Source organism: Campylobacter sp. TTU-622 (assembly GCF_016598965.1).
Taxonomy (GTDB): domain Bacteria; phylum Campylobacterota; class Campylobacteria; order Campylobacterales; family Campylobacteraceae; genus Campylobacter_D.
Map to the genome: position 1 here is coordinate 1 of NZ_JAENKR010000231.1, position 418 is coordinate 418.

A 418-nucleotide genomic window follows, 5' to 3' on the forward strand; every position below is an offset into this window, starting at 1 on the left:
AACTTACTTTTGTTTTTAAAGATATTAAAAAAATAGATAATAACATTTTAAATTTATGGCTTTTAAAAAGAAATTTAAATGAATTAATTAATCTTTCTAGTACAAGTGCAAGAAAGCTTAATCTTAATAAAGAAAAGCTTCAAAGTTTAAGCAAAGAAGAATTATTTAATATTGTTTTATTAAATCCTACTTTAATTAAAAGACCAATTATAGAAATAAATAATGAAATTTTAATAGGAAAAGATTATGAGAAAATTTAATAAGTAATTATTTTTTATTTTTAAAATCTTATTATAAAAATAAAACAACCAACCCATCTCATTTAAAAACACTTCAAAGCTTTGTTCTAAAATTTAAACATAATTTATCAATGAAATTAAATTTTTAACACAGCTTTAATATTTATCATTAAATTGTT

General features: G+C 17.0%; 1 protein-coding gene. It reads left to right on the forward strand.

Annotated features, from left to right (window positions below; genetic code table 11):
- Positions 1 to 260 (forward strand): ArsC/Spx/MgsR family protein (locus JG677_RS08625; RefSeq protein WP_200286232.1); only part of this gene is annotated, 260 nt, incomplete at its 5' end.
- Positions 261 to 418: the final 158 nt, after the last annotated feature.